The sequence below is a fragment of the Prevotella pallens ATCC 700821 genome (assembly GCF_000220255.1).
GTDB lineage: Bacteria > Bacteroidota > Bacteroidia > Bacteroidales > Bacteroidaceae > Prevotella > Prevotella pallens.
The window spans coordinates 120,787-147,014 of sequence record NZ_GL982514.1; the positions used below are offsets into that span (position 1 = coordinate 120,787).

A 26,228-nucleotide genomic window follows, 5' to 3' on the forward strand; every position below is an offset into this window, starting at 1 on the left:
AAAGTAGGCATTCTGTGTATATTGTTGTGTTATAGCGAGTTGCAAGTGTACGTTGGTGCACAATTTTTTGGTATTTGCATATCCGTAAACACCCACAAAATGGCAGACCGTCAGCAGCTGTAGGGGTCCGATTTATCGTGCCCGTACCCACGAACACCCACCAAATGGCGTTGCATATTCCCACCGTTGGCATTGCAATACATCATACCGTACCCACGTAATTGCACAAAATGGCGTTGCAATTCGTAATATTTCGTACATCAAGACAGATAGAAAAAAGAGAGAAGTAAACCCATGATGTTTGCTTCTCTCTTGTGTTTTATGTGCTAAACTGAATACTTTTGTTAGAACAGTTTGTAGGTTTTATCGCCCGAAATGTGCAGAATGTACACCTGATTGCGCTTAACAGGTATAAACAAACTACCTTCGTTGGCTACGCCAGTAGCTATTTGCACACCCGAAACAGTGCAAAGCGTGTAGCGTTGTCCGGCATTCAGCCCCTCGATGGTGTAGCCATTGCTTTGTGCTATAACCCGAACGGCACTGTTTGTAGCAACCTTTGTAGAGCTAATTGCAGTAACAATATCGGTGGCAAAGTGCTTAAAGTGTCGCCAGCCATCGGCTTTTTTGTAGGCTTCTACCGCATTTTGGTCTACGTGTAGCACAGCATCGTCAAGATAATATATAGATTTGAAAGCATCGTCGGCTACAGCTGGCGGTGTCATACTATACGAATAGACGTTCTGAAGTGCCAAACATTCAAAGAAAGCTCTATCTCCTATGGTGCAGTTTGCAGGTATATGAACCTCCACAAGGTTAGCATTTTTAATGAAAGCACCTGCTCCCAGTGTTTTTAAAGATGGGATATGCTGTAGCATTGCCAACTGTCCGTTGTGGTAAAAAGCCGAATCTCCAATGGTTTCAAGTTCAGGTTCAACACCCTCTTCCCACTTTATTCCATTCAAGTTAGGATTGTTTGAGAGTGCATTAGCCTCGATAGTTTTAAGCGAACCAGGTAGTGTTATCTCTGTAACAGTATGGTTGTATGCCAAAGCATAGCGGGCAATGGTTTCCAATCCCTCGTTTAATGCGAGCTTATCTGTACCCGGTGCAGTTTGTGGAATGGTAGGTTGATAGAGTAAAGTGAGCATATTGCGCGTGTAGAGTGCGCCTTTGTTGGCACGTAGAGCCGTGTTTCCCTTAGCCACAGTAACGCCAAGAAGCGATGGAACCAATGCAAATGCGCCCGGTTTTATGCTTGTTGCGCTCTGAATAATCTCGTATGACGCACCCGAACGGCCCGGAGGATAAGCCATTAAGCGTGTTTTGTCTTTGCTATACAATACTCCGTCTACCGATGTAAAGTAGTTGTTGGCAGGGTCTACCGTGATTTCGGTGAGCTGAGTACAGAACAAAAACACCAGTTCGCCTATGCTTTTAACGTCTTTTGTTATATGAAACGATTCGAGTTCTGTGGCAGCTTGCAATGCGTTGTTATCTATATACTCTACTCCTTCTGGGGTTATAGCCTTGCCTTTTGGCTTCCACGAGATGAGATGACCGTCTTTTATTTCGGCTTTATGTTCGGTTTCTTCTGTTTGTTTGCTACAAACCAGCCACACAGTAACGTCTTCTTTCAGGTCGGGAATGGTGTAAGTAAGTCCCTTTTCGCCCTTTATTTCGCTTTCGTTAAGTAGCCAACTGTCTACAACATAGCCCTCTTTTGGGTGCGCTGTGAACACTACTGTTGCGCCATGTGCCACTACTGCGCCTGTAGAAATAGCAGTTCCGTCTACCGAAGCTGTGAGTTCGCCAGTTTCATTGTTAAGCGATTTGAAGCTAACAATATGCTTTCCTTGTTCGCGATCGAAGTCTACGAGTATGTCTAAGGCATCTTCTGCGTTGCATTCGTATATTGTAGCGTTGTCGAAACCTGCGATAGGCAGATACTGATCGATGGTTTTTGTATGTCCTTCAGCATCTGTTACGGTTTCTTTGCCAAGCTTATACCACTGTGTAACGTGGTATCCTTCGTTTGGAAATGCCTCGAAACGGAGCTTAGTACCCTTCTTTACCTTTTCGGCACTATTTATTTTCTGTTCTGTTTCTACCACTGTGCAGGTAACACTTCCAAAGTTTGGCTCTTTACTTTTAAAGAAAATAATGTCTCCTTCTGCCTCTTTTGTAAGTGTAACTACTATGTTTAATGCTTCTGAAATGTGATAAACCGACCATATTTCGCCATTTATTGACGATGAGGGACGTAGATTTTCGGGTGCAGCCAACTTGCCATTCACTTCCCATTTGTCTATTTTGTAGCCGCCGTATGGTGTTACCATTACCGAAACGCTATTGCCTTTGGGTATGTCTGTACCAGTTTCGAAGTTGCGTGCACCGTTTGTCCACGCTTCAATTTCGCCTATTTTCTTACCATCAATCTCTATATTTGTGATGCTATAGTTTACTTTAAACTTCTCGGTAGACTGTGGTTCGCCTATTACTATTTGGCATTTCTTAAACTTTTGCTGTAGTTTTTCCTTTACGTTTTCGTTAGCTACGTAAATGGTTGTGGAGCTTTTATCGGCAAATTCGGTAGTTCCGAACGACACAAAGTTGTTGCTTAGGTGAATGTCTACCACGTTTAGCGATGCCACACCACTCCATGTAATGTAGCTATTGGTGTCTACGCTTACCAAATTGGGTACTAACAGTTCTGCCAAAGCACTGCAACCCGTAAAGCAAGCCTTACCTATGGTTTTAACGCCGGGTAGGTTTATTTTTGCAATATTTGTGTTGTTGTACATTGCATAGTCGCCAATGGCAGTACATTCGTCGGCAGTTAGCTTTATTTCTTTGGCTTGTCCGGCAATATAAACCAATGTTTTGTTTGGACTGATAATGGCATTTTGCAAAGCTTTATAGCCTCCGCCATTGTCTATAGATATGGTTGTTAGCGACTTACAGTTCTTAAACGAGTTACCCGAAATGGTAGTAAGGCTTTTTCCTAACGCTATTTCTTTTAGTTGTTCGCAGCCTTGAAAGGCATCTACTCCCACATTTTTAATGTTTGGAAGAGCCAATGTTGCAAGTTTTTCGCACCGTGCAAAGGCTTCGTCGCCCACTATTTCTACATTGGGTGCATCTATACTTTCAATGTTAGAACACCCTTTAAAGGCATTCTTGCCTATTTTTTTTACATTGTTTAGCTTAATGTTTGTAATGTTGGTGTTACTCTTTTCTTCGCCAATAACCTCCCAAGTGTCTGGATCTTCCTCGGCTGGCGAGTAGAAACAGTTATCTGCTATCTCGGTAACATTGGCAGGAATCTCGATAGAACCACTGGCTCCGTCCCACGATTTTAGTACCGTGCCCTCGATAACTTGCGCATTTGCCATGCTAAAACACAGCATTAGGGCAAACATCAGTAAGTAGATTTTTCTCATTTTTGCTTATTGTTTGAAATTAATGTATATACTTTATGAGCGTTCTGGTAGCCTTTATAAACCGTTTTTCCTACGGATATGTTTTGCTGTGGTGCCTTTTGCACCGTTTGCGTTCTCTCTTTTTGTTGTTCCGTAATAGAATTTACACCTTATTATATGTAGGGCTACATTGTTTAAATTCGACTTATATGAATCGGTATTTAGGTTCGGCAAAGATACTATAAATAATTTTAATGTCAAAGAAAATAGGATAGAAATATAATAAATGCTACAAAAAGTGTGCATAATAGTGGTGCAATTCATTATGCGTTTTGTGGTTGTGTGCAATGGGAGGGTATAATAAAGTTGTGCCAAACGGTGGTTGTGTATATGCCGTAATGTGTAGTGTGTGTAGCCATATTGTGAGCAGTGTTTTGTGGTTTTGGTAGGAATGTTTTATAGCCGAATGTTTAGTGTTTTATAAGAGCAATATAGACATCAATCAAAAAGGGGGTTTTTGCGTTGCAAAAGTATGGTTTTTAGCGTGCAAAAAGGGGGTTTTTACATTGCAAAAGTATGGTTTTTGCATTGCGAAAGTAGGCATTCTGTGTATGTTGTTGTGTTATAGCGAGTTGCAAGTGTACGTTGGTGTACAATTTTATGGTGTTTGCATATACGTGTACACCCACAAAATGGGGAACGAAAACGCATATTTGATAATGTGAAAATACGGGCACGATGAATCGGTTTCCTACACCTGACGGAATGTTCGCCACGCATTTCGTGTGTGTTTGTGGTATATTCAGGTTGTAAATGTGTGGCTATTAGAATGTTATATACACAAAAAGACGTGCTCCATTTACGGAACACGTCTTAGCGGTAGTTAAGTTTAATCAAAAATAAGGCATCTTTTTATAAGGTGCCATTATTGGCTTTATTAATCATTTCTTTAGATGCATACAAGTAAACCTCTACTCTTCGGTTAGCCTGACTAACGCGTTTGTTCTCTATAGGGTTAGAACTTCCAAGACCTTCTACTGTGCGAATTTGTCCAGAAGACACACCTTGCGAACGCAAATAGCTTGAAACGGCTTTGGCACGACGCTCTGAAAGCGGAATGTTAATATTGTCGTTGCCCGATGCATCGGTATATCCTTGAATGGCAACATCGCAGTCGCTGTTCTGTCTAAGTACACCAGCAAACTTCGTAAGGTCGTGTTTTGCCGATACATTAAGGTCTGAACTGTTGGTAGCAAACAAGATACCAGAGTCGAAAGTAACCTTTACGCAACTTAAACCATTGGCATCTTTCACAGTTTCAACCTTAGCATTGTCTACCTGTGCTTGGGTTTGTTGCTTTACTTTGTCCATGTGTCTACCAATTAAAGCACCAGTTCCAGCACCTACAGCGGCACCAATGGCAGCACCAATAGCAGTTCCTTTGGTGTTTTTACCTATAATGTTGCCCACGATACCCCCGAGAACGGCACCTGCTCCGGCACCTCCGGCACTATAAGTTCCTTGATTTGTTGCACAACTAGACACGAGTGTAGCTACACAAAGTGCGGCTGTTATTGTTTTTAAACTCTTCATAATGCGTATAATTTTATATGTTTTAAAATTCTAATATATATGTTCTAGCATATTGCACAATATGTATGCGCACATCATACATACGGTTTAATAGCACATTACATTCTTTTTAAGCGAAACAACACATAATTGTTATCCTGCAAAACCAATGCCTTCTTAATGCACTGGCACCGCAACAAAGATACAACTATTTTTATTTTGAAGTGCCGTTTGCCAACATTTTTTTTGTAATTTTGCACAAAATTACGCTGATAAAGTTATTCAAACAATGGGGAATTGCCTATTTAGTTAGGGAATTTGCCTATAAAGACGACATAGAAAAAGATAGTATATATTATGGCAAAAGAATTAAAACACCTTACCAAACGGGCAGAAAACTATTCGCAATGGTACAACGACCTTGTTGTAAAGGCCGATTTAGCAGAGCAATCGCCCGTTAGAGGCTGTATGGTAATAAAGCCTTACGGCTACGCTATATGGGAAAAGATGCAGGCACAGTTAGACAAAATGTTTAAAGAAACAGGCGCACAAAATGCCTATTTCCCACTTCTTATTCCAAAAAGTTTCCTTTCTCGCGAAGCCGAACACGTAGAAGGATTTGCCAAAGAATGTGCTGTGGTTACCCACTATCGGCTCCGTGCTAACGAAAAAGAGGGTGGAGTAGAGGTAGACCCTGCAGCAAAACTAGACGAAGAACTTATTATTCGACCAACAAGCGAGACCATTATATGGAACACCTACCGCAATTGGATACACTCATATAGGGATCTTCCATTAATGTGCAACCAGTGGTGCAACGTAATGAGGTGGGAAATGCGCACCCGACCATTCCTTCGTACCTCCGAATTTCTATGGCAAGAAGGACACACAGCCCACGCAACACGAGAGGAAGCAGAGGAAGAAGCAAGACGAATGCTTAAAGTTTATGCCGACTTTGCCGAACATTGGCTCGCCGTTCCTGTGGTGCAGGGAGTGAAAAGTGCTACCGAAAGGTTTGCAGGAGCATTAGATACATACACCATAGAGGCTATGATGCAAGACGGAAAGGCACTGCAGAGTGGTACATCGCACTTCCTTGGACAGAACTTTGCTAAGTCGTTCGATGTTACTTTCCTAAATAAAGATAACAAACCAGAATATGTTTGGGCTACATCGTGGGGGGTAAGCACACGCCTTATAGGGGCTCTTATTATGGCACACTCCGACGATAACGGGTTGGTTCTCCCTCCAAAGATTGCTCCAATACAGGTTGTTATTGTGCCAATATTTAAGGGCGACGAACAATTAGCTGCCATTTCGGCAAAGCTAAAGCCTGTTGTTGAACAGCTTAGACAGCTTGGCATTAGCGTAAAGTATGACGATGCCGACAACAAACGACCAGGATTTAAGTTTGCCGACTACGAACTTAAGGGCGTTCCTGTGCGTTTGGCAATGGGAGGACGCGACTTAGAGAACAACACGGTAGAGATAATGCGCCGCGATACCTTAGAAAAAGAAAACGTTTCGTTCGATGGAATTGTTGAAAGAATAGAGAAATTGCTTGACGATATTCAGACTAACATCTATCAAAAGGCACTCAACTTCCGCAACGAACATATATACGAGTGTGATAACTACGATGAATTTAAAGAGCGAATTAAGGATGGTGGCTTCTTCTTATGCCATTGGGACGGCACAGAAGAGACGGAAGCAAAGATAAAAGAAGACACTCAGGCTACCATTCGGTGTGTTCCTTTTATGTTCGAACAGACCGAAGGCGTGGACATGGTGAGTGGAAAGCCAGCTAAACACCGTGTTATTATAGCACGTTCTTACTAAAACCACAGTGCGCCTGAGGCTCTTGTGCTTTGTAAAAAAACAATAGAACGAGGGCGTTTGTGGCATTGTTGCAATCTGTTTGCAATGGTTATGGCAGACGGTTTGCAGTTAAAGGGATTCCATTTATGGGGTCCCTTTTTTATATTTACCCCAAAATAGCAGTGTGTGCGTTGCGTTGTTGTGGAATGTTTCGTGGGCATTTTGTGGAATGTTCGCAACCATTTCACGGAATATTCGTAACACATTAACAACGTGTTTGTTATACTAACGAAAAACAAAAAGGGGTTTTTTGGCGTGTAAAAACCCCCTTTTTGGCGTGCAAAAAGTAGGTTTTTGCATTGCAAAAGTATGGTTTTTGTTTTTTGAATGTTATGTTGTTGCAAATTGGTAGCAATATATTTCGTGTTTGAATGTGAATATTTGGCGAAACAAATATGGGTGTTTTGCGATATGCTTGTTGCATATTCATGGGTATATATTCTAATATATTTTGTGCTTAAAATGGCTTTTGTTCTATAAAAGAAAATGCTAAGACCAAACGGCTTTAGCATTTCTTTTTGGAATAATGTACTCTTTTTATGAACACTCGTACATTCTTCTTTAATCAAAAACGTATATTTTTCTAAGCGTATGTGTACTTTCTTTTCATCAATAGCGCAATTTTTGCGAACTAAAAATTGTATTTTTACAATGCAAAAATGCGCTTTTTATATTGGTGTTTGGTTTGTTCTCTAAAGTCTTAATGCCTAAGGCGATAGCGAAAAGAGAGCTTGCTACCTCGCCTTCCTTATGGTTGTGTGAGATAGCAGAAGCTCGAAGTTAGGTTTAATTCTTAATCATCAATATACTGTTGCCAGCATTTTGCACATCGTTAATGTTGGTGCGCAGTGTTGTTTTGGTATTGTTGGCTTTACCAATGTTTGTTTTCTGGTTGGCGTTAGCACTTGTTTGCTGTTGTGATTGGTCTATAATGTTGCTAACATTTGCCGTGTAGTCCATCTTCACATTCTTGCCTTCGGGTGTAGTCCAGTTGCCTTTGAAAGTGATATCGCCATTGTTTTGTGTAACGGTTATAGTGCCTCCGTTGAACAATCCGAATGCTTCGCCGCCCTGTCCGTCAAACTCTTTGTAGTACGAACCCACTGGATAGGTGGTGTTTCCACGCTTAAACATAGTGCCTCCAATGAATTTTCCTTGTTCGTAAACAGCTCCTGTAACTGGCATAACTACGCTGTAGGTGCCCACAATGGTGTTTATGTCCATTGGAACTTTATATTCTGTGAGCAACACAAGGTTCAAATACTCGCCTGCTCCTACTATAAATCCCTCTGCATCGGTCTCACAATTCAAGAAAGTAATGGAGTAATCGCAATACGAATCGGTAGCTCTTACATATCGTCCCGACATACTTTTTGGTTTAAAGTCTACATTTTCTGTAATGCTTTGGTAGCCTGTGTCAGGGTCTTTGTTTACAAAATCGAGCTTGCCATCGTATGTAAAGCGTATTTTTCCGTGTTCTTTTAGTTCGCCTTCCAGTAGCAAGTTGTATGTTCCGTTAGGTCGTTGTTCCACCTTAAGGTTGCAAACCGTAAGCGAATCTAGGAAACCGTCCACCTGTCCGTTGGCATTCATCTTATTAGTTTCTATGTAAACGCTTTGTTTGTGGTACACTCCAGCCTCGTCAGTATTATCTACAAGCGTATAGTTTCCGCTTGTTAAGGCTGCGCTATTTGGGTTTAACGAAGGCTTAGCAAGTATAGTTACCCTTATATCGTGCTTATTAATCTCGGTTGGTAAGCCACCTTTCGACAGCTTTCCATCGCAAAGGTGTAGGGTGTAAGCTGCCAATTCGTCGGACACAGAGCCGTAATATATGTTGTAAGTGTTAGTTACAGCCACATCGGCATGGTAGCTATTGCTATTCGTATTGCTGAAGGTTACGTCTTTAACATCGTTGCAAGGGAAGTCTTTAACCTCTCCCGACTTCATTGTTACCCTCATTTTCCAATTGTCTTGTGCATACATTGTTGTTGTTAAACAGCATGTTGCAATCATCAAAAGTAGAAATTTTCTCATAAAGTTATAGTTCTTTTAAAATTCTTCAGCTGTTATATTCCTTTGTTTTATTACTGCTTTTGCAGTTTTTGCTCGGCTTATTGGCTTTGCTTGGAATGTCTTTTCAATATACCTTCGTTTGGTGTTTGTTTTCAACCAACGTGCACTTAGTGTGTCGAGTGCTGTTTCTGTATTGTTAAAAAAATACTTTATTGAATGGCAAAGAAACTATTTTTTTCTTGTAATTGCAAATCCGATTAGTTAAAAAACAATAACTTAGCTATATTCGTTTCCTCTTTTTGATAGCTTTGTTTCGTAGATGTTTTTGCCTATTTATGGTGGCTGTGTGCTCGAATAATCACGAAATGGCGTTGCGTTTCGCATCATTTCGGCACATCAAAACCATTTGGTTTGGATTGTAAAACGGGCGCGATGAATCCACCCCTACGCCTTGCGGAGTGCACGCTGCCATATATTTGCGCAAAAAATGGATATTGCGGTGTGTTCGCTGATATACATTTTGCACACGATAAATGGTTTGTGCGGTGTATGCTGGATATTTTACTATACGTAAAAACCCCCTTTTTGCATTACAAAAAGGTGGTTTTTGAACGCCAAAAACCATACTTTTGCATTGCAAAAAGGGGGTTTTTAAAAAACAACAATATTGTTGTGTGTGTTGCCAGTGTGGTTATTCGTCTGGAATATATATAATTTCGCCATTCTCAAGCTGGTAGGCTGTGCCCACACGCTTACCTTTATTGCTCGATTTAGCGTCCTGATTTTTCGATGGAGTGTAGCGTTCTATCTGCTTTCCTTTCTTCGAAATAATCTCCATATTCTGCTTTCCCGGATTCTTTACCACGGTAAAGTTTTCCGTACTAAACATTTCTGTCATCTTATAGTGGGTAACAAGCGCCACCATAAGTGCCACCGCAAACACCATTGCAGCATCGAAGAGGTTGCTAACAACACTCATTGGGTCGTCGTCCTCGTCGTGTTCAAATTTAATTTGTCGTCTTCTCATAGTTGTTTGTCGCGGTTTTCGTCTAACATATCGGCAATATAGTTAAGCATTCCCATATCTCTGCGATACCAACGCTGCTTAACTGCCTTTACTACAAAGCCTATTCCGCCAGCAAACAAGCCTATTACGGTGGTTGCAAATGCCACTTGCATGTTGTAAGCCATAGATGCAATGTCGCCAGAAGATAAGCCAACGAGAGCCGGACCCATAGGAATGAGTGTGCCCATAAGTCCTAACATTGGTCCCATTTTAGTAAACATCTTTGGCGTTTCAAGCTCTCGCTCCACCATACACTCGTATTCGTCGAGCAAAAAGGTAACTTTTGCAGGACTGTTACGGTTTTCTAACATTTTAGAAATGCAGGTTACAACGGGCAATTTGCCTTTTGGTAGTCGTTCTGCAAGTGTAGAAAGGTTGTTGGCAGTGAGCTGTTTCACCTCTTTTTGTAGCATTATGCCACTCTTGCGCATAGTGAGATACTGACTGAAGAAGCCGCCCAAGAGCAACAACGACCGCAAAAAGAAGAAAATGAGAAGTAGGACTACGGGTACAAGAAGTCCTGAAGAAATCCAGTAGAGTATGTCTGTAATGTAGTTCATAATGTATTATTGTTTTATATTCTTATTTATTATGTGTTGCGCCTAAATGTTTTTTGTATAACGTGTGTGTGTTATTCTAACTGTTTCATTTGTCGTTTGGTGTGCCAACGTTGCCACAACATTCCCACAATGCCAACCACAACAACCAAAGCAAGTGTACCTGCGAGGGCACCAAAGTTTGTGCTGTCGGTTCCCACAACGGCAGTTTTGCCATTCACTGTAGCCACTATGCCCACCAAAGCAATGAGCAAATTGCAGAGAAAAAGCAGTTCTAAGCGTAAGAAAGTTTCGGGAAGCAACCGCTTTATGGTGTATGTGAGCAACAAAATAGCCCCACAGAACACACCGCCAAGCGTCCAAGCAATGAGCGAGAAGTCTTCGCCCGGAAACATAAATATGGTTTCAACAAGCAAAGCAAATAGAGTTGGCACAATCATAATGCCAGGAAAGAACCGTAAAAAGGCATATAGCCAGCGAGCTTTGCGCCCTACGTGTTCTCCAATTTTGATGTTTGCAGCCAGCAAGCAGAATGCCATAGACAAGAGAACGTCTATGTTTAGCACCACAGAAATATCGCGAACCAAGTTTGTATTTGCCAACCATGCAGCTATTTCTGTGGACGATTGCAAGATGGCAACGTGCCAAGCGAAGCCTGTAAACACCATTGCTGCCACCGCAGTAATACTAAGTTGCAAAGTATTTACGAAAGTTTGTTTCAGCAAAAAGCTGAAACAAACAAGCATAAATAGTATATATACTATGGTTTCCATTATTCATTTATTCTGCATTTGTATTACGACGGCGGCGCACAACGAATGCTATTAGTATGACAAATAGTAACACAGCACCACCAATAACAAGACCTTTGCTAAGCAGCGGAGAATGTTTTTCAACCTTTTGCGACATATCTTCGCGTTTCATAACAGTACCCTTGTTGGCATTTGCAGCCGAATTGCGCACCTGTTCTATCTGTTGTTGATAGTCTTTGCCCTGTTCTGGCGAAACCTTAGATGCTATAAACTTGCGTAGTTTGGCATTATCGGTAACGAAAGAAGAGCCCGACGGCTTGTATTTCTTAACCAATTCTACATGCAATTTTGCAATATCAGCCACCTGCTGAGGCGTTGCTTTCCACATTCCTTTACGTACAGTTTCGAGCATAACGGCTGTAATCTGTTGCAAAGCTGCTGGATTTTTCTGTTCAAAGAATGTTTTTGTGCCCAGTTTGTACTTGTCTTGCACGTACACACGGTATATATCGTCCCACAATTCTTTGTCTATCGCCTTCGGTTTCATAACATTCCAGCCGTAAGTATTCTCTACAATCTCTGCAAAACCACCGGCTGCGCTTGCTCCACCCTTCATTTTTTCCTTTATATATACAGGGTTTAGAATGGTGGTACGGCTCTCTACGCCTATGGCTTCCTTCACTTCTTGCATGCGAACGTTATGTGTATTGCGATAATCGCTTAGGTAAGCATCGGGGTCTTTGCCCGTTACTTGTCGTACAGCGAGGTTCAATCCACCCATAAACTCATATACATGGTCTAAGCTTAATGCCCCCCACGTGTTGCTTTGGCGGGGTTGCACCACCACATCGGTACGCGTTAGGGCTGCCTCGAAGGCATATTTGTTATACTGTTCCCAGTCTTTCTCGCTGCCATAGAAGGTTCCCATGTTGTTAATATAGGTGTTTGCAATGTCCTCTTGCTTCTCCCAGCGGTCGCCACTCATAACCATTGCTTGTATGCCAGTGCCATAATTGCCGTTCATTCCACCGAAAATGCGTTGCGAAGCTAGCTTTCGTGCCTCCTTAGGCGATACTCCTTTCTCTGTAAGATGGCGTTCTGCAGTTTTCACACCAATAGAAACTTCGTTCTCAAACACATCGTCTTTGGCGTTAGCAGCCATCTCCACCGCCTTATTAATTAGGAAAAGACGCGATGCAGCAAGGTCTCTGAGCTGTCCAGAGGTCTGTACTACAACGTCAATACGCTTTCGTCCCAACTCTTTAGATGGGATTAGGCGTAGGTCGCTTACCCTTCCGAACGAGTCGCGCACGGGTTCTACGCCCAGCATATATAGCACTTGAGCGATGGTAGCCCCTTCTGTTTCTATAAATTCGCCACTCCATAGTGTGTAACTAACCTTGTGTGGCATTGCGCCATTGTGGCGTTGCTTATACAAATCGATGGTGTTTTGTGCCAATTGTTTACCTTTTTCCCATGCAGCTTCGCTTGGTGTAGACTCTGCATTTATGCCAAACAGGTTGCGTCCGGTAGGCAATGTGTTCGGATTAACTATAGGGTCGCCGCCAGGAGAGGGGGCAGTGTAGCCTCCATTCATAGCATTGATGATGCTTTCGAGCTCGTTTTGCGGACTAATAAGAAGGTATTGCTTATACTTTGCTATGTTTTTGAGCGTTCGTTCCAGTTCTCTTACCGCAAAAGCAAAGTCTTTTTCTTCTTTAGAATACGATTTTTTCTTGTCTTTCATCATAGCTGCCATGCCAGCCATACCCTTCTTAGGCATTCCTTGCATAGCCTTTCCACCCATTGGTTTGCCCATTTGTGGCATTTGTTTGCCCTTTGTTGTGGGGTGTCCGCCCATATTTTCAGGTTTCTTTCCCATACCTTTTGGCATCTTTCCGGGGTGTCCCATTGGTGGCATACCTCCTTGTTTGGCGTGCATTGGTTTGCCTTTCGACATAGCTTTTGCCATTTCTGGTGGCATTTTGCCCATACCTTTAGCCATTCCCATACCCATTGGCATACCCTTTCCGCCTTTGTTTTTCTTGCTCATAGAGCCCATTCGCATCATCATACTCATCATATCCGATGGTGCATTAAGGTCATCGTATATCTTGTGGGCACGCTTAATGTCGTCTGGAGATAGATGTCCTACTTTGCAAACAAAGGCATCTGACACTTCAGCCGAACTATTTATGAGCGACTGAACCAATGCTTTGGCAGGGTAAAGGTAGCGACTGTTGAACTCTGAACGGTGTTTTAGCAAGGCTTCGGTGGCTTTTTTGCGTACCTTATCGAGTGTAAACAGCGAGTAAGCTACGGGATCTGTGCACATTTCAAGTACACTACTGTTGATGCGTGCGGTCTCGTAAGGTACGCCTAAAGTATAAAGTTGTCCTGTAATTTTCTCGTTTGAGAGTTCCTCTGCAAAGTTATCGATGCGCGTTATCTCCTCTTCTGTGTACGGACGGGTAAGTATACTGTCTAAACCAAGGTCGCGATGGAAGCCCAAACGCACCACAATGGCTTTTATTGCAAGCGATGTTTGTTGCAATAAAGCCTTGTTTTTGCCAATGTTTTGGTTGTAAAGCTTTATTTTAGACGATAGTTCTGCGTATGCTCCGTGCATTCCGCTCTCCATAAAAGGTGGTGTAAGATACGACTGTAGTCCGGCATACGAACGGCGTTTGGCTATTAGTCCTTCGCCAACATTGCCGATAGTGTAAAGGTAGAAGTGTGGTAGTGTGCCCACTAAACGGTCTGGCCAGTCGAGATTACTTAGGGCAACTTGCTTCTTTGGAGTAAATTCGAGACTGCCGTGTGTGCCAAAATGTATCAGCACATCGGCTTTAAAGGCATATTGTGTCCACAAATACGAAGCAATATATGTATGTGGTGGAGCTGCGTTAGTGCCGTGAACAATTTGGAAAGCATTGGTTCCTGAGCCTGCAGCGTTCTGTGGAAGCAACACAATATTGCCGAACTGAACACGTGCAACAGCTAGTTTTCCATCGGGAGTAGACATATATTCGCCTGGAAACTCGCCGTTTGCCTTCACCACTTCTTGGTATTTCTCTGGTCGGAGTGTCTTTTTCACCCAACTTTCGTATTGGTTTTTGGTTACAAGAGCTGGTTTTCCGTTCTTCATAAAGTCGTCGAACGCTCCTTTAGCATATAGGTTGAACACTGCACCTTGCCTTTGTATGGCTTGCATTAAGCCCTCTGGCGAATCTGGTAAGCCCGCTACGTTGTAGCCTTCGTGCTTTAAACGCACCAGCAAATTGTAGAGCGAAGGTCCCACTTCCATACCTCCTGCGGTTAAAGCGTTCTGTCCTGGACCTTTATAATAGTATATGGCAACTCGCTTTTGGCTATTTGGCTTGTGCTTTAAAGCTATGTAGTTGTTTACAGTTTGCACGAAAGAGCCGAGCCGTTCGGGCATTGCAGCAACGTATTCAAGGTCGTCTTTGCCTACATAATGTGCGAAAAGGGCATACGGACGTATGGCTCCGTCAATCTCTGGAGTAACTATGCTCTGCGAAAGGAAGCCTCCGCTCATACCCATCTTGTCGTTTTCCCACTTCTTTTCCTGCTGATTTACGTTCAGCGGAGCGAATAATGGAACATCAACACGCTTCAAATAGTCTACGAAAGCATCGCCTAAGCGTCCGTGCGCCATATTAATGATGGCTGAAACCTTAATGCTGTCGGCGTGATGTGCCTCTACAAACTGCTGAATAGAGTTCACTGGATACACCATATTGCCAGTTTTCTCTAACTCTGCTATTAGTTCTTTAGGCTCGCCCATACTTCCTGTTATGATGATAGCGGGTGCATTGGCTTTCCAAAGTCCTTTTTCTTTTAGGAATTTGTTATATTCTGCCAACGAATTAAACTGTTTATCCTCGTCGTCGGGACGGTTTGGGTCGGCGTGATAGAGTAGTCCGTAAACACGTTCTACCACCTTTCCGGGTTCAGAAGCATAGATAATTTTTTTGTCTATGTACTTTCTTACATAGCTAAGAAGGTTGTGATAGTTTTCGCGACCGCCGTTGTCGATATACGCTTTCATACGATTGGCATTGGCAGTGTCTACCGAACAGAAATCGTTATCGGGATTTGTGATGAGCGTACTCACCACTGGCGTTCCGTTTTTCATAGCTTTTTCAAGCTCAGCACGTTGTTCTTCGGTTAGCCGTAAGCCCATTGCCTGCACAAAAACCATATCGTAGCCATCGGCTTTGGCTATGTCGTCGGCATCAAGACTCTCTATTTTGATGAGCGGATTATCGTTTGCACGACCAATTTGCCCCAGTGTTATGGTTTGATAGTTTATGAATGCTATCCGAGTAGTGGACATCCACTTGTTCCAAACGCCGAAACCAATAAGCAGTAGCAGTGCTATAACGGCGCCGATTATTATTTTTTGTTTCTTCATTCTGTTCGTTTTTATTTCTTTATGAATGGTTTAGCTGTTTAATATTGTTTGTTTGCTGTGTGCAAAACTATCTTTGTTGTTATGGCTTTACAGTTCTAACACTATGGTGTAAGTATGTTATATCTATGGATATAACGCATTACATCTATGGATACAACACATTACATCTATGGATATAACGCATTATCACTATGCGATAAAAGGTTGTCGCCATAGTGAGAGGGTGTTGTTGCTGTGTAAGCAATACATTATAGTTGTGTAGCACAGTATATATAATAATGTGAAAGATATTATTTCCCGAACAAGTCGGACAGGTTTATGCCTACTGTAAGCACGTAGCTAATGCCGTTGAGTGGTAGTTGCACATCAGAGTCGGACGCTTTATCGTGATAATTAAATAGGTTGTCTATCATAAAACCAAGGTTTATACCACGTGGAAGTTCAGACCGCAGGTTGAGCGAACATATTGTTCGTGGGTCGTAAACGTAGCGAACGTATGCCTTTGCGTCCGAATCGTAAGCGTAACGTGTTATTCGCGACATCCATTGGCTATTGAGTGCAATAGATTCGGTGGTTTTTCCGAACTTCCGTTTATAGGTTACGTTGAACTTAGCAGAGTGTGGACGTATCCACGAACGGTTGTATCCGTCTTTTACATTGTAGTCGTTTATATACGTATAAGCCCCCATAAAGCTCAAGCCGCATAGCATTCTGTAATTAACTGTAGCCTCTATGCCTGTTGTTTTAACGTTATCGGAGTTGATATAATGCATATCGTAGTTTACACCGGGTGCCAAATACTCGTATGTTATTTTGTTTTTGAAACGGTTGTGGTATGCCGATAGCGACAGGTTAAGTCCGTTACGGTCGTATTCTACCGATGCAGAGAGTTGGCTTCCATACTCTGGTTTCAGGTCTTTATTACCATATATAGTAATCATACCTGCCATATTGAACTCCTGATACAGCTCTTTGAGGGTGGGAATGCGGTATCCTTGCGAATAGCCAGCACGAAATGTTAAGAACGAAAGTGGTCTGTAGAGAGCCGAAACCTTAGGTGTGATGTGGAAAGAATAGTTTGGACTTTTGTCGCCACGTAGTCCTACCACTATGTTTAGTGCATTATTGATTTTCCAATCCTCCTGAACGCAGAGCGAGAACTGTGTTCTGCTCACCATACCAGTATCTTTCATCATATAATGGCGTAGACTTTCGTGTACGGCTTCCACTCCGGCGTTGAATGTATGCTGTCCGAATGTGCCCGTATAGTATAGGCGTGCGCTGTGGTTAATGTTGTTGTACACTTTTTCTACCAGCTTAACAAGGTTGTAATCGTCTTTTTTTGCGTAGTTATCGAAGGTGTACGAGAATGCGAAACCGTTGTTTTTATTCATTTGCCAGTTGCCTTTTGCACCCAGAACAAGGTCTTCGTAGCGTTGATGATAGCGGCGTCCTTGATAGGTTGGACGTATGTTTGCATAGAAAGAACCAAAGAGTTCGGCTGTAAACTGGTCGGTAAATCTATAGCTAAAGCGTTGTCCTACGTCCCAAATTTTATATCCGTACACGGGCAAATCGCGTGGTTCGCTTCTTTCTTCAATGGCTTTACCATCTGGTGCAATACGTTCTACGGTTTTTCCTTCCTTATCTTTCACCCAATAAGTGCTACGATTGCGGAACCCGAACGATGTTTGCGAATTTAGTCGGCTACGGTTTATACCCACCTGAACACCATAGTTCTGTCCGTTAACGCCTGCATAGCGCGAGCTTAGCTGTACATTTAGTGGGCGAGAACTCTTTTTTGTGATGATATTTATTACTCCGCCGATGGCACGACTATCGTAAAGGGTAGATGCTGCCCCCCTTACCACTTCTATTCGCTCTATGTTATCGACGTTGATACGGCTGAAATCGATGTTATGATCGGAGCCTTCGCCACTTATTCGTTCCCCATCTACCAAGAAAAGCACCGATTTGCTGTCCATGCCCTGGTAGTTAATGCTTGTGGTTTGGCTCATACTGTTGTAGTAAAACTGTATACCCGGCAATGTATATTCCAAGAGAGTGTTTAGGTCTACTGGGTTTACTGTTTTTATTTCGTCTTGCGAAATGACACGTGTAATTACGGGAACGTCTTTCAAAGGTCGCTCGCTTCGCGAACCAGTAACCACTACCTCCTCTAAATTAGAGTTGGTTGGAATCATCTTTATTTTGAGTGTGGGGTGTCCAACTGCCGGAACTTGTATTGTGCGGGGGGCGTAACCCATACACGAAATGCGTACTGTGTAAACCTTATTGGCACCAAAAACAAGTGTAAATTCGCCTTTACTGTTGGTGCCTGCCACTATATTGGTGCCCTCAACCTTTAGCACTGCGCCTGCCAAAGGCTCGTCAGAGTCTACATCAACCACCGTTCCCGATAGCTGATAACCTTTTTCTGGTGTAACGTTGTCGGCACAAATAGTAGCGAAGGTTGTTGTTAAGAGTGTGAGAATAAGTAATAGTTTCTTCATTTTACTGAAGCTTTGATGAATTTGTTTCTATGTAATTTTGGTATAAAGTGCACCTTATCGCTCTCCCGAAGGGGAACGACAGGCATGTGAACCTATATATAATAAGGTATAGATTACAGCTAACCACATTCCAAGCGATAAACATTGGCAATGCTTCTGCCACTATGTTTATCGCTCGTGCTATGGTTTAGCATAAAAGAGTTTGGCTCTGTTATGCTTTCTTTATAAACTTATAGTCGAAGCTTACAGCCTTTTTCTTGCCAGTAGCGTCTAAGTAATCTTTGAATAAAATAAGGGCTTCGTTACCATTTTTAAACTTAACGGCAAACACTTTGTCGCTAATTATCTTTGGTTTACCCATACCAGTGCTCTTCGCCCACTTAGCCATTTCTTTGTTTAACATAGTTTTTGACACTACCATAAGGCCGCCTGCTTTCATAGCACCCAACTCTACGAATATCTCGCTTGGTACATCTGCAACATAATCGCCTTGTGGAAGTGTTTTAATACTACTAATATTGGTTTGGTCGGTCATCAATACTGCACCGTCATTGGTACGAACATCGGTAATATGGAAGGCTAAATCCCACTTCTTTGGTAGGTCTTTCTCGCTACCTTTTGCAGGTTCTGTCTTCACCACTTCGTAGTCTGTCATTGTGTTGTATTTGCGATATTCGCGTGCGCCAAGCTCTTCTTGTTGTTCGTATTTACCAGTTTCGAGGTCTACATAAATCCACGAATCGTAGCCAGGCATAAGAGTTTCGAAATGCTTAATCTGTGCTGTCTCTGGTGTAGGCTTAACTTTAGGCTCATCGTTTTTATCTTTACTGCACGATGTAAACAGGGCGGCAGCAAAGCAAAGAGCCGCAAAAAACTTTGTCTTCATTGTTTTATTGTTGTTATTTTATGTTTATATTAAATTTGAATTTTATTGTTTTGCTTATCTAAGCAGTGCAAAGTTAGGAAGAAAGAATGCTTTACACAATACTTATTTTTCGTGATTTTATTTTTAAAGAAAATGCTCTTTTTACCTACTTTATAGTATTTTTTTTGTACGAAACGGTAAAAACCACAGAATCAATACTTAATAGTGATGATATAGTGTACCCATTTTTTATATTTCGTTTATTTGTTTTTGTTTTACCAAAGTGTGTTTTTTTTGTGTTCTGTATTGTTCTTTGCACAGAGCATAACAGTTGTAATATCAATTATTTTCGGTGTTATGGTTTGCCAACAATACCACGTTTGTCCACGAAATATCCCACGAACATTCCGCAAAATGTCCACATTCAACCACGAAACACCCCACGAACATTCCGCCAGGCGTAGGGGACCGATTCATTGTATCCGTATTTTCACATTATTAAATATGCATATTCGTTTCCTCGTACACGTATGTCCACATTATCAAATACGTATATTCATTCCACCACACACGTATGTTCGTTTCTCATTTTGTGGGTTTTTTCATATATGCGGGCACGATAAATCGGCCCCTACGGCTGCTGACGGTCTGCCATTTTGTGGGTGTTTACGTATCTGCAAACACCATAAAAATGTGCACCAACGTACACTTGCAACTTGCTATAACACAACAACATACACAGAATGCCTACTTCTGCATTGCAAAAACCATACTTTTGCAATGTAAAAACCCCCTTTTTGCACGCCAAAAACCATACTTTTGCACGGCAAAAAGGGGGGGGTGTATAATCGTATAATATGCAATAGAATGTGAGAGGCTTTTGTTTGGTGATTGCTGCATATATTTTGGAATAACAGCGGAGGTAGATTTCTGCTGTAACAGGTGTTTCTATCTACATTGTTATATAGCTTCTAATAAACTTGTTTAGGCAATAAAAAAAAGCGTAACCCACCAAATGGGGTTGCGCTTTTCTAAGTTTGGTAAGGGCAATGCCTCTACACCGAAAGCGTAGAAACAGCCTTTACAATACCGTTAGCACTATATGTGTATTGCTGTTAGGTATACCATATTTCGCCACCTAATGGTTTCTTGTCAGTTGTTTCCAACTTTTCACCTTGGAGATTGTTCACGTTCTCCTTTTTGTTGTACATATTTTTTTCGGTTGTACTATCGTTATACAACTCCGAATGATTTAAGCTCTTCATATAAACTCCTTTCTTTTGTGATATATATGTTAAGTCGTTACAAATATAAACAATTTATTTGACAATGTCAAATGCAGGAGAAAGAATTGTAACATATTTCATATTTTTTAAACAAAGCACTATACAAAATGTCGTTTTCCTTATAATTATTTTGTTATAATAGGAAAATAGAACAATAAAATAGCGTAGTCCGATTCTTCTTAATATATATACGAACTAGCGATAGGGTAGAGAGCCTAAAGCGCAAAACCAAAAAAAATGATGTTTTCAGAAAACTTTTATTGTGTTTTTCTTTTCTTTTCAAAAATAATATCTACCTTTGCAGCAAGTTACAAATAAACGTAATTAACCATAAAGCTTCGTATATAGTAGTCAATACCTGCTATGAAGCAACCGACAGGCAAATCTACAACGGACTGATACAAGCTAATAGGGATTATGAAAATATACCTATGAGGTTTAGTTGTGCGTTCCACAATGTTGTGGAAATATAAGCACTATTATGTTGAAACAAATTAAACGCAGTGTTGTACAATCGGGAACGTTGTGGAAAGAAGCTAAAAAAGCTGTACATTGGAACCGAGAACATTGCGCAACATAGAAAAAGAATGCTGTGCGGTAAACTAAAAAAACTTCGTGGTTCCAATACTTATGAAGTGCAGCACAGCTTCTTTTTTTTATATATATACCTTTTTTCTATGTATATATACCTTGAAAAAACATAGTCATTCAGATAATAATGCTAGTATTATGTGCCCTTATGATAATGTTTTGTAAGGCAAAACCCAAGAAAGCAATTAGCGGACCAGTATGGCAAAACCGTATGGTTGCAGTGGTAGCAATATATGGTATAGCGTGGATGAGCAACACTTACTTTGACAATTACCAGGCAGAAATGCAACAATTGTTAGGAGGAATAGTGTACGAATACCCCTGGTCTATAGCCATTGCCTTCTTTGCTGTGTCCGTTCTCATTAACTCTCAGGGCGCAGTAGTGGTTAGTATGTTGCCACTTGCTTATGCCTTAGGCATTCCGGGGTGGATTCTTCTTGGCGTAATGCCATCTACTTACGGCTACTTCTTTATACCTAATTATCCATCAGACATAGCTACTGTGAACTTCGATAGGTCGGGAACAACCGTCATTGGTAAGTATTTGCTGAACCATTCGTTTATGGCTCCAGGTATGATACACGTTATTATGGCAACCATTGCCGGACTTGGCATTAGCTACGTTTACCATTTCTGGTTCGGATTGTACTAAAAAATACATCACTTTTACCACACTTTTCTAAGGTTTCTATACGCTCTGCAAGCATTAGAAACCTTAGAAATAATACACCTTTGTGTACAGAAAACCACCCAATATCATTTTTTTTCGTTTATATAAAGAAACTTTACGCAAAAAATTTGTACTATAAAAATTTATTAGTAACTTTGTATCGAAAGCTCTAAACCATATATTCACAATGCTTGCATTACGAAAATGTGTGGTAATGGAGCCAAAGATATTAATCACTAAGTATTAGGACATTAACCAAAAAATCCCTATGGATATCGCAAATAAACTAATAGCGTTTTACAATCATCTGAATGCAGCTGATGTAAACAGAACCATTTTTTCGGTAAAATTAGGCGAAAGAAATTCCGAATTTATAGAAAAGTTTAAAGAAAAGTATAGCAACCAATACGCATTTTATACGCTTACGCCTATTAATTACGAGGTTGCAATGAACGAACAGATACTAGAGTATGTTAAACGCGACCTACTTTTCCAACTCATTTTAGATGGTACGTTAAACACAAACATTAAAATTCCCGACCACATTCTATTGCAATGGTATTTCAACGAGAATACTATAGATGTTGTAAAAGACATTATGCGATTCGCACCATCTACATTAAGCAATGGCAATCAGCTGGGTATGCTCTTAAAAGGAACCATTACTCTGGCAGAAGGATATGCTCAACAGTGTAAGAAATTTAGGGGATTAAAAGAAAATATAGCAAGAGCAAAGTTTGAAAGAGCTACAAAATCAATAGCAAAAATGTCTGCTGCAACCAATGAAATAGGCGAAATAGACCCTATGAGCTGGCTAATAACACATGCCATAATGGGACTAAAAAAGACACCAGTGCTATTAATAGAAGACTTTGACCGCATAGACCCAGTGCAATTGTTTGGTATTTTCAATATATTTTCTACACGAACAGAAAAGAAAACCACAGCTAATGCAACAGAAAAACAGGGAGACGACAACGAAATAAATCCAATAAAAACACAAAATAAGTTTGGTTTTGCTAAGATAATATTTATGATGGATACAGTTGCAATAGGCACTATTTTTCGTAACTATTATGGCGAAGCCAACTACGAAAGCTATATAAAAGAGTTTGTTGCACGTACTACTTTCTATCATTCAGTATCCGAACATGCAAAAAGCTCCCTACAATCGTATGTAAAAGAAGAGTGTAAAATAAACTTCGAAACCGTCTCTAAAGGATTAACGGCTATTGGAATAAGGCTGGATAGAAGCGATATTAAAGACATGATGAACGTGTTAGACAACTTCGAAGATGCATATATACGAGAAGAAGTGAGTGTTACGGATAACTTTCACTTCCAGTCTGACACCCCATTAGTGAAGCTTTTGACATTGCTAAAAAGGATTGGCGTGAAAGAACACCAATTGTCTGACTTCTTTTCGGCTATTGAAGCAGAAGAGAACTTTATGGACCTTTTGGGCTGTTTTGCCGTAACAAAGGAATCTATACTACGGCATGGGAAAGTCTGCCACAGGGGTGTGCTATACCAAATGGTGGTAGACGAGGAAGAAGGAACGTATAAAACGTTCGACCGTGTTATGACTATTCCTAGTATGGTATCGGTAGATGACTATCGTTTTTTGGAGGTTGATATAGATAAAGTTATAGGGAAAGCATTAGAATACGTAAGGCGCATTTAACGCATAATGTATTTATCAGCAACCATTCCGCCAGGCTTAGGGACCGATTCATCGTGCCCGTACCCACGAAACTCCCCGAAATGATGTTGCGTATTCGTAATATCTCAAACAGCCGAACCGGCAAGGAGCATTCTTACTTATATACTATCGGTTTGTAAAAACCATACTTTTGTCTTACAAAAACCCCCTTTTTGCACTCCAAAAAGGGGGTTTTTGCATTGCAAAAAATGGGTTTTCGCAACAGCGTAGCTTATAGATAGTTACACGCCAGCCATATTTCTATAATTTGATATCGTTTCTTTCGAATTTGCAGAATAACCGCAAACTTTAAAGAAAACGTTTTGTTAGTTCTATAATTATGCCTATTTTTGCAGAAATACTACGATGTTATGATTATAGAATTTAGCGTAAAGAACTATCGTTCCATAAGAGATTTGCAGACAATCAGCTTTAAAGCAACAGGCTTGAAAAGTCCTGCTGGCAGCGAAATAGACTCTAACAATATTGTTAAAAACAATGGTGTGTCGCTCTTAAAGACGGTTGGTCTGTACGGAGCGAACGCCAGTGGCAAGTCGAACATGCTGATGGCGTTAAGCTATTTTGCACATGCAGTACGCACGTTGGCGATAGATTCACGTGGAGTACGACCACTTTACGACCCGTTTCTCTTCGAAACGTCCAACGAAGGTTGCTTCTTTCAGATAGTATTGTTACTAAATGGCAAGAAGTATCGCTATGGTTTTGTGGTGAATAAGTCTGATAATGTACCAGGTAAGAATAGTTCTAACGATGTTAAAATAGAGAGCGAGTGGCTCTATGGCAATGTAGACAAAAACATGAAACGCCTGTTTTTGCGTGTAGGCAACGAGGTGAAGGAGAACAATTTGCCCACTTCGGAAGGAATGATAATACCCACCAAGCTGCCCTATCCGCACACATTGTTCCTTGTTCACGCGGCTGCTTTCGATGCAAAGGGTATCCCTATGCAAATAGCAAACTACTTAACCATTCATACAATAAACAATATCATAGAAAAAGGGCTATTCAGAGGCGTTTCCATAAATATTATAAAAGAATCGACACCATTCTTTCTTTCTTTTCTGAAACGATTCAATATGAAATACGATGACATTGAATTGATAGACGATGAAAGTTATCCTGATAATGATTATAGTAACTTTCCTTTGGATAAAGTGTTGTTGAAAAGAACTACTCACGATGGTAACAACAAACCATTGTCAATGAATCTTGAGTACAGAGAGTCGTCCGGGAACAAGAAAATCTTTGATTTGGCGGGAGTGCTTCTTATGGCATTCAATATGGGAAATACCCCATTCCTAATTGTTATCGACGAGATAGACAGTAATTTCCACCCTTCCTTGCTCATCAAATTGATAGAAATGTTCAACAATCCTAAGATAAATAAAAACAATTCGCAGCTGTTGTTCACCAGCCACGACACCAATTTGATGTCTCCTTCCATTATGCGTCGCGACCAATTCTACTTTGCCGAGAAGCAGGAAGATGAATCTACGCGACTCTATTCGTTAGCCGATTTGCGCGGAATACGCAACGATGCCGACTTCGCAAAGCAGTATCTTGCAGGTTATTATGGTGCTTTACCAGTGTTAAACGACTATACCGAGGTGGAGGAAAAGCGAGAAAGCGGGAAAACAAAAGAGCGTAGAAGATACTATTGCATCAATTCAAAAGGTAGCTTTGAAGAGATAAAATAATGTATCTTGGTGCTGGGTGGTTGGTTCAACGGCTACCCACCTATACAAAATATAATGCTATAAAAATATGTAGTAACACAAATTAGGAGGAATTAATTATGAAATTATTAAATATCTTATTTTATCTTTTATTCTTCTATTCATGCAGCAATGCACAAAAATGGTATGACATAAAAGACAGCAACAACCATTCCTTTGTAGGAAATTGGGAGCAATTGACAATTACAGACAATGGAGACACCGTAATATACCATGCTTGTTTTGATGTAGCACACAAAATAAATGTCGATACAATAAAAAAAGAACTTTTTGTACAGTACGATATGGAAGATGTACATTATCCCATAGACACAGTACATTTAGAAAAAGACGAGTTTATCATATCTTTTGTCAATAACATTTGCACACCATTCAGATGTAAGATAATAGATCAGAATAAAGCTTTATGGACATATAAGTATATGGAAGATGGCGAAGTGTATCATAATTACTTTACCAATGAGAAGAGATATTTCAAAGAAATAAAGGAAAAGTACGATGACCAAGAACCAGAAGATAGCCCCACACCTATCGTAGCCGTTCAAAATCACAAATGGTTCGGTGAATATGAATACTTCATCTCAGATACGACCGTTGTTCCCTCGCCTTTCATAGAGTACACATTGAGCATTGCGGCTGACCAATGTGTATTCAGCGGTAATGGGCAAATGACTGCTTTTGAAATCCAATGCAGTGTAAAAACAGAAACGAAAGACAAACTCTCCCTTGATTTTGTCAAATCGCTGTCGGAAGATACACTGATGCCCAATATTGACAGAAATGTTTCACCCACAGTGAATTTATATTACAGGAAAGGAAAATACTATCTGGAAAGTCCGTTTATCAGCAATACTGAAGGCAAAAAAAATGTAAAAATAGAATGTAGAAAAATAAAATAAATCCTTGGTACTTTTAATGCTTGGCAAGGACAAAACCACATAATCTCATTGAGTATATTCCATTACAACAAGGGATAACATAAAAATACTTGTTTATAGGAAACGAGAAAACAGAAGACCGAGGGGGAAAAATTCAACTTTTCTATGCCGAAAGAAGAGTTCTTCGGGAATTTTACATTTGCTGGTAGACTCTACGGAAGAGAGAAAATGCTACCAACCTATACATCACTGCCCCAACATTTTT

At 40.8% G+C, this 26,228-nt stretch carries 16 protein-coding genes; 5 read left to right on the forward strand and 11 right to left on the reverse strand.

The window, feature by feature from the left end:
* Positions 1-344: 344 nt before the first annotated feature.
* Together HMPREF9144_RS09720 and HMPREF9144_RS09725 are read right to left on the reverse strand one after the other, a co-directional pair.
* A complete protein-coding gene (locus HMPREF9144_RS09720; protein ID WP_006045836.1) occupies positions 345-3,443 on the reverse strand; it encodes a leucine-rich repeat domain-containing protein in 3,099 nt (1,032 codons plus the stop codon).
* An 891-nt stretch (positions 3,444-4,334) separates the two neighbouring features.
* Positions 4,335-5,015 carry a YiaD family glycine zipper/OmpA-like lipoprotein gene (locus tag HMPREF9144_RS09725; RefSeq protein ID WP_006045838.1) on the reverse strand — a complete coding sequence of 227 codons (681 nt, stop codon included), beginning with the start codon at positions 5,013-5,015 and terminating at the stop codon, positions 4,335-4,337.
* A gap of 336 nt (positions 5,016-5,351) precedes the next feature.
* Between HMPREF9144_RS09725 and proS the strand changes: the two genes are divergently transcribed.
* A complete protein-coding gene (proS, locus tag HMPREF9144_RS09730; RefSeq protein ID WP_006045840.1) occupies positions 5,352-6,833 on the forward strand; it encodes a proline--tRNA ligase in 1,482 nt (493 codons plus the stop codon).
* 825 nt (positions 6,834-7,658) lie between these two features.
* Here the strand turns inward: proS and HMPREF9144_RS09740 are convergent.
* The 9 genes from HMPREF9144_RS09740 to HMPREF9144_RS13570 all read right to left on the reverse strand — a co-directional run bounded on the left by HMPREF9144_RS09740 (position 7,659) and on the right by HMPREF9144_RS13570 (position 20,344).
* Entirely contained in the window at positions 7,659-8,909 is a 1,251-nt protein-coding gene (locus HMPREF9144_RS09740) for a hypothetical protein (protein ID WP_040595752.1), read from the reverse strand.
* Positions 8,910-9,579: 670 nt separating this feature from the next.
* The gene (locus tag HMPREF9144_RS09750) at positions 9,580-9,915 is read right to left on the reverse strand and encodes a DUF2149 domain-containing protein (protein WP_006045846.1); all 336 of its coding nucleotides are present in this window, start codon (positions 9,913-9,915) and stop codon (positions 9,580-9,582) included.
* Positions 9,912-10,514, reverse strand: a complete 603-nt coding sequence (locus HMPREF9144_RS09755) for a MotA/TolQ/ExbB proton channel family protein (RefSeq protein ID WP_006045847.1) — start codon at positions 10,512-10,514, stop codon at positions 9,912-9,914. The genes HMPREF9144_RS09750 and HMPREF9144_RS09755 overlap by 4 nt, the downstream gene beginning before the upstream one ends.
* A gap of 71 nt (positions 10,515-10,585) precedes the next feature.
* On the reverse strand, positions 10,586-11,284 hold the full coding sequence (locus HMPREF9144_RS09760; protein WP_006045848.1) for a hypothetical protein: 699 nt from the start codon (positions 11,282-11,284) through the stop codon (positions 10,586-10,588).
* 7 nt (positions 11,285-11,291) lie between these two features.
* Entirely contained in the window at positions 11,292-15,701 is a 4,410-nt protein-coding gene (locus HMPREF9144_RS09765) for a cobaltochelatase subunit CobN (protein WP_006045849.1), read from the reverse strand.
* Between the two features lie 290 nt (positions 15,702-15,991).
* A complete protein-coding gene (locus HMPREF9144_RS09770) occupies positions 15,992-18,214 on the reverse strand; it encodes a TonB-dependent receptor (RefSeq protein ID WP_006045850.1) in 2,223 nt (740 codons plus the stop codon).
* 211 nt (positions 18,215-18,425) lie between these two features.
* A complete protein-coding gene (locus tag HMPREF9144_RS09775; protein ID WP_006045851.1) occupies positions 18,426-19,100 on the reverse strand; it encodes an HmuY family protein in 675 nt (224 codons plus the stop codon).
* 318 nt (positions 19,101-19,418) lie between these two features.
* Positions 19,419-19,556 carry a hypothetical protein gene (locus HMPREF9144_RS13360; protein ID WP_156792531.1) on the reverse strand — a complete coding sequence of 46 codons (138 nt, stop codon included), beginning with the start codon at positions 19,554-19,556 and terminating at the stop codon, positions 19,419-19,421.
* Between the two features lie 638 nt (positions 19,557-20,194).
* Positions 20,195-20,344 carry a hypothetical protein gene (locus HMPREF9144_RS13570; RefSeq protein ID WP_006045854.1) on the reverse strand — a complete coding sequence of 50 codons (150 nt, stop codon included), beginning with the start codon at positions 20,342-20,344 and terminating at the stop codon, positions 20,195-20,197.
* 727 nt (positions 20,345-21,071) lie between these two features.
* Here HMPREF9144_RS13570 and HMPREF9144_RS09780 point away from each other — a divergent pair.
* The 4 genes from HMPREF9144_RS09780 (at position 21,072) to HMPREF9144_RS09795 (ending at position 25,984) form a co-directional block, all read left to right on the forward strand.
* A complete protein-coding gene (locus HMPREF9144_RS09780) occupies positions 21,072-21,608 on the forward strand; it encodes an anaerobic C4-dicarboxylate transporter family protein (protein ID WP_487246493.1) in 537 nt (178 codons plus the stop codon).
* 286 nt (positions 21,609-21,894) lie between these two features.
* Positions 21,895-23,310, forward strand: a complete 1,416-nt coding sequence (locus HMPREF9144_RS09785; protein WP_006045860.1) for a hypothetical protein — start codon at positions 21,895-21,897, stop codon at positions 23,308-23,310.
* A 389-nt stretch (positions 23,311-23,699) separates the two neighbouring features.
* Entirely contained in the window at positions 23,700-25,046 is a 1,347-nt protein-coding gene (locus HMPREF9144_RS09790; RefSeq protein ID WP_006045862.1) for an AAA family ATPase, read from the forward strand.
* Between the two features lie 98 nt (positions 25,047-25,144).
* Positions 25,145-25,984 (forward strand): DUF5991 domain-containing protein, encoded by an 840-nt coding sequence (locus HMPREF9144_RS09795; RefSeq protein ID WP_006045863.1) that lies wholly within the window; start codon positions 25,145-25,147, stop codon positions 25,982-25,984.
* Positions 25,985-26,228: the final 244 nt, after the last annotated feature.

Coding starts and splice junctions, on each gene's coding strand:
- HMPREF9144_RS09740 (WP_040595752.1), bottom strand. CDS start 8,909: ATGAGAAAATTTCTACTTTTGATGATTGCAACATGCTGTTTAACAACA.
- HMPREF9144_RS09750 (WP_006045846.1), bottom strand. CDS start 9,915: ATGAGAAGACGACAAATTAAATTTGAACACGACGAGGACGACGACCCA.
- HMPREF9144_RS09725 (WP_006045838.1), bottom strand. CDS start 5,015: ATGAAGAGTTTAAAAACAATAACAGCCGCACTTTGTGTAGCTACACTC.
- HMPREF9144_RS09720 (WP_006045836.1), bottom strand. CDS start 3,443: ATGAGAAAAATCTACTTACTGATGTTTGCCCTAATGCTGTGTTTTAGC.
- proS (WP_006045840.1), top strand. CDS start 5,352: ATGGCAAAAGAATTAAAACACCTTACCAAACGGGCAGAAAACTATTCG.
- HMPREF9144_RS09785 (WP_006045860.1), top strand. CDS start 21,895: ATGGATATCGCAAATAAACTAATAGCGTTTTACAATCATCTGAATGCA.
- HMPREF9144_RS13570 (WP_006045854.1), bottom strand. CDS start 20,344: ATGAAGAGCTTAAATCATTCGGAGTTGTATAACGATAGTACAACCGAA.
- HMPREF9144_RS09760 (WP_006045848.1), bottom strand. CDS start 11,284: ATGGAAACCATAGTATATATACTATTTATGCTTGTTTGTTTCAGCTTT.
- HMPREF9144_RS09755 (WP_006045847.1), bottom strand. CDS start 10,514: ATGAACTACATTACAGACATACTCTACTGGATTTCTTCAGGACTTCTT.
- HMPREF9144_RS09770 (WP_006045850.1), bottom strand. CDS start 18,214: ATGAAGAAACTATTACTTATTCTCACACTCTTAACAACAACCTTCGCT.
- HMPREF9144_RS13360 (WP_156792531.1), bottom strand. CDS start 19,556: ATGAATCGGTCCCCTACGCCTGGCGGAATGTTCGTGGGGTGTTTCGTG.
- HMPREF9144_RS09765 (WP_006045849.1), bottom strand. CDS start 15,701: ATGAAGAAACAAAAAATAATAATCGGCGCCGTTATAGCACTGCTACTG.
- HMPREF9144_RS09795 (WP_006045863.1), top strand. CDS start 25,145: ATGAAATTATTAAATATCTTATTTTATCTTTTATTCTTCTATTCATGC.
- HMPREF9144_RS09790 (WP_006045862.1), top strand. CDS start 23,700: ATGATTATAGAATTTAGCGTAAAGAACTATCGTTCCATAAGAGATTTG.
- HMPREF9144_RS09775 (WP_006045851.1), bottom strand. CDS start 19,100: ATGAAGACAAAGTTTTTTGCGGCTCTTTGCTTTGCTGCCGCCCTGTTT.